The following is a 6,189-nucleotide window of genomic DNA, read 5'->3' as shown; positions in this document are numbered from 1 at the left end:
GTGCTTCTGGGGAGGGGAGCCGGCCCCCGCCATGATGTTGGCGCGCGGGTCGTAAGGCTGATTGCCAAGGCCATGTTGGGCGGTGAGATTGGCCCAGGTTCCGGGCATCACCTGCATCAATCCCATCGCGCCTGCATGACTGGTGGCGTCGATCCGGCCTGCACTTTCAACGCGCATCACCGCCCATATCCACTGCTCGGGAATGCCAAAGCGCTGCGATGCTTCGGCAACATGCGACGCAATATCTATGCGGAGCGGCTGCACCTGTTCGGCAGCGTCCTGAGCAAAGCCCGGCACACCACCGAACAGGGCAAGCGCCAGAAACGCGGCAAAGCGAATGCGATTCCAGCGCATCGGCTCAGTCCGCCTTGTCTTGCCGCACTGGGCGTGACCAGATCAGGACATGGGCATTGCCATCCTCCTTGAACAGGTTGGCCCGCAACGGAGTAACGAACATCGGATCGTCGATCTGGATTGCGACATAGTCGCCAGCTTTCTCACCCGTGCGCTTCCAGCCTGCGCCAATCTCGCGCGCTTCTTCGCCTTCATCCCCTTCGTCAGAGATCACGCGGTAGTCGGGCGCATTCTCATTGGCAGATGGTTCAATGGCCATGAGCGAAACGCCGATGTCGAGCGTCAGCGTGGTTATATGACCGGAATAGCCGCCGTCTGCGGTCAAAAAATATCCGATTTTCATCATTCAGTCTCCTTGGGTTGGTGAACTGGGGGCGTGTTCAAAATGTGGATTGGCGAACCAGATATGGTCACCGTCCCCCGCTTCGTCGGTCCAGAGGGGCGTTGCGCGACCGATGACATCGGCCATATGCAGAACGCCAAAATAGCGTCCGTCGAAGCTGTCGGGCGCTGCCGGGTTCATCACGAACAGCTCGCCCGAACCAAGGCGGCGGCACCCCGACCAGGCCGGGAGCGGGCGTCCGCGCCGGTCGAAGGACCGGGCAATGCCCACCAGCTCGCCGTCGATGGTGATGCCGTGCGCGAAGCGGCAGACGCGCTGGCCGGAGACAGCGGCGACGCGCTTTAGCAGCGGCACGTCGACCGGCAAATAGCCGCGCTCGGCGAGCAGGCGGCGCAACTTGGGCGGCGGTTCGATCGCCACGCGCTCGCCGACATGGATGCTCCGCTTGCCGCGAATGGCATAGAGTCCGGTCGGGACGCTGGCGCTGACGTTCCACACGGCAGTGCGAGAAACCGGAACGGTGAGCGTTGCCAGCGTAGCGGCCACGACGCTCGCGGCAAAAAGGGCAGTGCGCGCTTTCATGGCAACAGCGCCTTGCGCTGAAGCCAGGCGCGATGCCGTTGGGGCGAATAGGCGCGCGGCGCTTGCGCGGCGGCAAGCCGGTTGTGGACGTGCCGCCAGTGATCGGGCGCAACCGCGCAGGGGTCGATGCCCGCTGCCTCGATGGAGTCGATGATTTTGAATGCGCGCTCGACCTTGGGCCAGCCCGATACGGAAAGCAGGATGTCGCCACCCGGATTGACACCAGCGAGCGTCGTCACTGGCTCGCCCGAAGCAACGCAGCGCACGATGTCGATCTGCGAACGGATCGTGCCATAGTTGTTCGATGCCCAGCGGACGAAGGCGAAGACTTGGCTTGCGCCGAAGGTCAGCTTGCGCCGCCGACGGTCCAGAATCGTATCGGAAACTGGTGCGCCGAAGCGCAGCCAATGTTCGCGCTGCCCCTCGGCCCAGTAGAGTTCGACGTGGGTTTGCTGCGCAACGGCGGGCTGCAGATCGGCAATCAAGGCGGTGGGTGCGAGCATGGCGAGAGCTCAGCGCCGCACGGGCGGGGTGTAGCCGTCCTGCCGCTTGGCGGGATGGACGGTCCCCTTGCCGGGGTCGCTGGTCGAACGCTTGGTGCCGAGTTCGGCCCAGGCATCGAGATCATCGACCGCATAGACGATGCGCCCGCCGAGCTTGCGATAGACCGGACCGGTCCCAAAGCAGCGATGCTTTTCAAGCGTGCGGGCGGAGAGGCCGAGATGCACCGCTGCATCGGGGGTTCGCAAGTATCTGGCGATTATCGGCGTGGGGCGGGCATCCATTGGTTGGCTCCGGTTGTTTGTGGGCAAGCAACCGGCAGCACCGATCACAGACGCAAGCTGTGGCGGAGAATCGACGGGTGAGGAGAGCGACAAAAATTGGGGGGTGCGAAACGGTCACCCCTCGCCGGACAAGATCAGGCGGCGAGCAACTTCCGGTAATCGCCCTGGATCAGCCGTCTGGCTTCCGCGGCAAGCCGAAGGCAGGTGCGGCGTTCGCACGACCCACGCCACGCCGCGCCGGCTATCGGCCAGTGATGCGGGAACACAATGACATAGGCGATGTCGCGTAATGATGCCCCTTCGGATTGGGCATCGGAGATACGCAGCAGCTTCACCAGTCGATGACGCTGATATTGGGTTGGAATGAGCGGGGGGTGTAGCAGTTGCGGTCCAGATCCGTGCAGCCAGCGATTGAACTCCAATGTGGCTCCCAAGCGAACACGATCGGTATCCAGCACGGTTGTTGCGTATGCCGCCACTTCGACATCTGCAATATGTACGAGCCGCAGGCGATGTTTGCGTTTACCGTCCACGATAACCAGATGGCGACCATCGCTCGTCATTACATCAGCTAGAATACAGTCGGCTTTACGGGACAATGCAGCGATTACCGGGCCAGTTTCGAACGACGCAACCCCAAGTATCACAACCGTCGGGGCCGCGTCAGAACACCAATGTGCAGGGTGCGACAAAGGCGATAAATTCGGATCGCAAGGCGTGCTCAGGCCCCAGCGCCAAGCCGCTGCTTCCAGCGCCGCCTCACGCTCGGCAGCCGTAATTTCTGCGCGATTTCGAATCTCGGTGACATCGTCCTCGTAGGACGGATTCCGGCACAGAAACTCCTGCGCCAAATCAGCACGGTCATGGCTCAAGAATTCACCAGCGGCCTTATCAGAACGCCAGTCAGACACTCTGCGCATGTTCTCGCTCCGACAAAGTCGATGGAGCCGATAGTAGAGCGTATTAGCGACCAGTCGAACGATCGGGCGAATCTTTCGCCTACGCTCTAGTTTGGATAGCATAATTGCTTAACGTCGCGACCGCAACACCGATGTCACGCGGCGATTTGGCTTCAATTCTGCCGTTGCAACAGATGCCGATAACCCGCCTCAGTCATCCATGTCGCACGGGCAAGATGATTATCGTGAACAGTTTTGGCGCGTTCAGGCTCCTGTTCTGCATCGAGACCGAAGAGGATATGGACTATCTCGCGCCAGTCAGCACCCTCTGCGGTCGCGTCTAGAATGCGGATATAGGTGATTAGATGCTGTTCGTCATAATCGGTAATCATCTCCACCTGCGGCGGAATGTCCTGAAAGGCAATGATGGTCATCGCGCGCATCCGCAGCACGAATCAAACAGGACGCCCGCTTTTGTTCCTGACCAAGACATTTTGTGGTTCATCCCTGTATTCAGGGCAGTTCTTCCCGATTTACAAACCGCAGCATGTGCGCGTTCATTGGCACGATACGCCGTTCTGCGAAAATATCGAATGATTTCCGAATTTGGCAGGACCGTCAGCTCACGACGCACGATTGAAAAATTCTTCGACCTGGACGCCAAGCGCCTCGGCCAGCTTGTCGAGCATGTCGATGGTCGCCGCGTGTTGCTCGCTTTCGAGCATACCGACATAGTTGCGATTGATCTCGGCACGGTTTGCCAGCTCCTCTTGCGACAAGCCTTTGGCATGTCGCAATTTGCGTAAGTTACGTGCGACGATCTCCCGTGACGACATGCCGGGGAAGTCGCCGCACTCCCCAATATATTACCACCTAATATACTAGGGATTCGTGCGCTTGGCGACCATAAATCTGGATTTTACGTGCCCTTGTGGCGTTTTCTGGACAGCACCAAGCCCGCCCGGCAGTGCCGGGCGGGGCGGTGTCGGTGGCTCAGCTGCCGCTGGAGCCGTTGGGGCGCGACCAGATCAGGTTGAAGGTCTTGCCGTCCTCGGCGGCAACGAGGTTCGCGTAGATCGGGACGGCGAAGCTGGGATCGTCGAGCTTGACCGACAGATATTCGCGTTCCTCGCGCGAAACCTTCGCCCAGGCTGCGCCGATTTCGACCTGACCCGCCAGCACCCGGTGGGTGGGGGCGTTCTCGTTGTCGCTTGCCTCTTCGGCGACGAGGCGGACGTTCTTCTGCTGGACGCTCAGGGTCTGGATTGCGCCCTGATAGTCGTTGCCGGACTTTTTGAATGAACCGATGTTGGCCATGATACTTCTCCTTGTTTGGATCGATCCCGCGACCATCGCGATCTCGATGGCCGGTCGAAGGCGGGGCGAAAACCTGCCGCACCTGAAAGGCCGGAATGGAATGGAGGACGGCGGAGCACCGTCTTTCTTGCTGCGCGGGGAATGGGCGCAGCCCAGGGGAAGAAAGTCGGTGTGGAGCCGTTGCGGTCCAAGGCGTCGAGGCGAAGCCGTCCCTGCCATACCGGGCCATGTAACGAGATCGCTGTGGTCGCGGGACTGGACAAGCAGGGCATATGTCCAAGCCAACGTCGGATTGATCAAATCCGGTATCCGAGTGCCGGGACGCACCGCCAGAGTTTGTCGGCAAGCGGGGGTATTGTTCGCAGCTTTGCCGAATGCGTTTCGAGCGTAAGCGCCTCCACGCCGTGGGTGCTGGCGGGTCCAGCTAAATCGGCGTTCAGAGCAAAATTTCCAGAGCGACGGATGCGCCTATCTGCTGGTCAAAAAGGGCCGTGCAATTGCTGCCTCCGATCTTCGCGCAAACCTTGTCCGCGATCGACACGGTGGGGATTTCGGCTTGGTTCTGTCGCGCCCCAATGGCTCCAGCGGCAGCTAAGCCAGCGAAACCGCCGCGTCCGACGCCGCCGGACGGGGCCTCGTGCTGGCTCGCCGCCATCGGCAGCGAGAAAGGCAATCAATGATGTTGGACTATTAAAGGCGGCAAAAATGATTTCGGCTTGGGCAATGTATTTGCGAATGGCGCGCATCGAACCCAATTCCTCGATGGTCTGCGCGTGCAGCACGATATGGTCGTCCTCATCGACCGCAAAGTTCCAAGGCCCGTTCATACTGCCGTCGTAGACGATGCGCTCGGCACCGAAACTGCCTGCACAAGCCCCAGACCAGCGTTGATAAGCCAGCCCCTCATCGCAGCAAAATTGTTCGAGATCGTCGAACATGCCCCAAGCTGCCTCCTCGGCAAAGAGCCGCAAAGCATCGTCCTGGGGCAAATGGTTCGGGTCGAACGGTTTGCCGCCCCATTCGACGCGCAGATCATATTCAGCGATTAGGGTGGCCAATTCTGCGAACTGTGTAGCGCTGACCGTCCCGCCGATGGCGATGCTTGCCGATACGATGTCGGCCATGTCGGTTCTCCTTGGCAATGCGAAAGGCCGGACGGAAACACCGTCCAGCATTTCCAATGGTTCATGCGGCAAGCCGCTCCTCCTCGGTTTCGGCGATTTCGTCCGCAACCGCGTCCGGAACCTCCGCCACGGCAGGGAGCGCAGCCGCACTCGCCGGAGCATCGGGGTCCGGTTCGTCGGGCCGCTCCTGTTCGGCAATCCACCGCGCCCGCTCCGCCGCCTTGACCGTGGCGACACCGCCACGCTCGGTATAGGCGGACGGCGGGAAGGCCATCCAGCGCGGCACCCACGCCTCGCGTTTTGCGCGTCCGTTCTCACCGGTCAGGAAATCGGCAATCAGGCCCTTGATGGTCTTGCCCTTTTCCTTGGCGTTGGCGGTTGCGACGGCTGCCCCGCCGACCTCGGCGAGAATGGCGGTCGCCACCTCGCGGTCGCGTAGCAGTTCGTAGAACGCCGCATCCGCACTCCAGTAAGCCGCCATATCGACCGACAGGTGAAGCCCGAGCGTTTCGATCAACTCGCTGCCCGTCGCCAGCGTCTCCGCCATGACCACCGCCGCAACCTCCAGCACCAAGGCGTCGGGAAGTTCCAGCAACCGCTCGACCAAAGGGCCGAGATAATTGCCGGAATAGCGGTCGCTGGTGACGGTCGCCCGTTCGGCATCGAAACCAAGGACGGCAAGCACCGCGCGGCGGCGTTCGTCGAACGCGGCTTCGGCGGGGCAGCTTTCGATGCTCTCACTCACGGCCTCGTTACGGCTCCGTTGGCTCTGCACCTCCACCCGC

General features: G+C 61.2%; 11 protein-coding genes and 1 pseudogene. 1 reads left to right on the top strand and 11 read right to left on the bottom strand.

All coding sequences use genetic code 11. The features are described 5' to 3' along the window. The 7 genes from Q0239_RS05795 to Q0239_RS05765 all read right to left on the bottom strand — a co-directional run. On the bottom strand, nt 1–354 hold a 354-nt coding region (locus tag Q0239_RS05795; RefSeq protein ID WP_298599758.1), incomplete at its 3' end, for a lytic transglycosylase domain-containing protein. Between the two features lie 4 nt (nt 355–358). After that, nucleotides 359–700 carry a DUF736 domain-containing protein gene (locus Q0239_RS05790; RefSeq protein ID WP_298599755.1) on the bottom strand — a complete coding sequence of 114 codons (342 nt, stop codon included), beginning with the start codon at nt 698–700 and terminating at the stop codon, nt 359–361. Next, complete coding sequence (locus Q0239_RS05785; protein WP_298599752.1) at nt 701–1,279, bottom strand: S26 family signal peptidase; 579 nt, start codon at nt 1,277–1,279, stop codon at nt 701–703. Continuing rightward, on the bottom strand, nt 1,276–1,782 hold the full coding sequence (locus Q0239_RS05780; protein WP_298599749.1) for a DUF2840 domain-containing protein: 507 nt from the start codon (nt 1,780–1,782) through the stop codon (nt 1,276–1,278). Before Q0239_RS05780 ends, Q0239_RS05785 begins: the two co-directional genes overlap by 4 nt. A 9-nt stretch (nt 1,783–1,791) precedes the next feature. Continuing rightward, nucleotides 1,792–2,064, bottom strand: coding sequence for a helix-turn-helix domain-containing protein (locus Q0239_RS05775; RefSeq protein ID WP_298599745.1), 273 nt, complete (start codon nt 2,062–2,064; stop codon nt 1,792–1,794). Between the two features lie 134 nt (nt 2,065–2,198). Continuing rightward, nucleotides 2,199–2,984, bottom strand: coding sequence for a DUF2285 domain-containing protein (locus Q0239_RS05770; RefSeq protein ID WP_298599742.1), 786 nt, complete (start codon nt 2,982–2,984; stop codon nt 2,199–2,201). 152 nt (nt 2,985–3,136) lie between these two features. Beyond that, a complete protein-coding gene (locus Q0239_RS05765; protein ID WP_298599739.1) occupies nt 3,137–3,397 on the bottom strand; it encodes a DUF2285 domain-containing protein in 261 nt (86 codons plus the stop codon). On the opposite strand from Q0239_RS05765, the gene Q0239_RS05760 reads away from it, so the two are divergent. Then, on the top strand, nt 3,387–3,560 hold the full coding sequence (locus Q0239_RS05760) for a hypothetical protein (protein ID WP_298599736.1): 174 nt from the start codon (nt 3,387–3,389) through the stop codon (nt 3,558–3,560). The genes Q0239_RS05765 and Q0239_RS05760 overlap by 11 nt on opposite strands. Nucleotides 3,561–3,586: 26 nt before the next feature. Here the strand turns inward: Q0239_RS05760 and Q0239_RS05755 are convergent, their stop codons facing one another. The 4 genes and pseudogenes from Q0239_RS05755 to Q0239_RS05740 all read right to left on the bottom strand — a co-directional run. Then, nucleotides 3,587–3,799, bottom strand: coding sequence for a helix-turn-helix transcriptional regulator (locus Q0239_RS05755; RefSeq protein ID WP_298599733.1), 213 nt, complete (start codon nt 3,797–3,799; stop codon nt 3,587–3,589). 157 nt (nt 3,800–3,956) lie between these two features. Then, nucleotides 3,957–4,280: a DUF736 domain-containing protein gene (locus tag Q0239_RS05750; RefSeq protein WP_298599730.1), complete on the bottom strand. Its 324-nt coding sequence runs from the start codon at nt 4,278–4,280 to the stop codon at nt 3,957–3,959. 479 nt (nt 4,281–4,759) lie between these two features. Next, nucleotides 4,760–5,404 carry a hypothetical protein gene (locus Q0239_RS05745; protein WP_298599727.1) on the bottom strand — a complete coding sequence of 215 codons (645 nt, stop codon included), beginning with the start codon at nt 5,402–5,404 and terminating at the stop codon, nt 4,760–4,762. A gap of 61 nt (nt 5,405–5,465) precedes the next feature. Next, a pseudogene (locus Q0239_RS05740) lies at nt 5,466–6,189 on the bottom strand (chromosome partitioning protein ParB); the annotation flags it as partial.

Source organism: uncultured Sphingorhabdus sp. (genome assembly GCF_937872355.1).
Taxonomy (GTDB): Bacteria; Pseudomonadota; Alphaproteobacteria; order Sphingomonadales; family Sphingomonadaceae; genus Sphingorhabdus_B.
The sequence above is the reverse complement of the archived record's forward strand: the minus strand, read 5'-3'. Positions and strand labels throughout refer to the sequence as shown.